Annotated in this window: 1 protein-coding gene; it reads left to right on the top strand. The window is 40.6% G+C overall.

Annotated elements, in window-relative coordinates:
* The first annotated feature begins 167 nt into the window (after nt 1-167).
* Complete coding sequence (locus tag ACFIMA_RS09815) at nt 168-581, top strand: hypothetical protein (protein WP_273790553.1); 414 nt, start codon at nt 168-170, stop codon at nt 579-581.
* Nucleotides 582-799 lie beyond the last annotated feature (218 nt).

Genomic DNA, 799 nt, shown 5'->3' with positions numbered 1-799 from the left:
TACGGGACACTCCCTGCTGGTAGTAACATGTGGAAAGAATGGTGGAGAGTGGTCATGAATCCCATAAGTTCCCATACCTGTCTTGGAGACGCGGGCGATAAGTGTAACGTGCGTTATGGCTCATCTCATCGTGAACAAGTTCCTTCAAGTAAATCATGGAGTAAAAAATGAAACAAACCTTAAAATTATTAAGTGCTGTAACTCTATTCAGTATCGCTGGATGTCAGTTTAATAAGCCTCCTTCAGGATACTTGACTGCTTGGGAGAAGCCAGGAGCAGATTTTACTGAAATAGGAAAAGCATTATTAGAATGTGGTATGCCAACGCCTTATGATGTATTTCCAGAAAATAGAAAGCAGAGCATCAATGCAAAAGCAACAACTTATGCTTGCATGATTCAATCAGGATTCCGCTATAAAGATGAAGAAGTAGCAAGAGCGGGAGGGTGGTGTTATACTTTTAGAGCCGAAAACTTGCCCATTTGTCGTCCAGGTGCTGTGATCCCGAGGCCCAGTGTCAAGAAGCGCTTAAACAGCCCTTTTTGTAAAAAATATAAAAATGCACCTGAATGCAAACCTTAAGTCTTGCTAGTGATGATCAACAATCCGCCATCCTTGCCTTCGCTTGGAATGGCGGGATTGTTTTCTCAATCTAACATCTCAATATTGTTCACCGTTGTTTTAAGCAGCGGTGACAGGAAATATCAACAGGCTTATGAGCTTTTTTATTGTAAATAAATCCATTGAAAGAGGGGAATAATGAAGAAAATCTTAAAACTGTTGAGTTGTATAGCTCTGTT

Source organism: Bartonella sp. AP88HLJMH, assembly GCF_042195605.1.
Lineage (GTDB): Bacteria > Pseudomonadota > Alphaproteobacteria > Rhizobiales > Rhizobiaceae > Bartonella.
This window is presented reverse-complemented; position numbering and strand designations above follow the sequence as displayed.

Bases quoted from the DNA above. Each gene is read 5' to 3' on its own strand.
- ACFIMA_RS09815 (WP_273790553.1), top strand. From the start codon at position 168: ATGAAACAAACCTTAAAATTATTAAGTGCTGTAACTCTATTCAGTATC.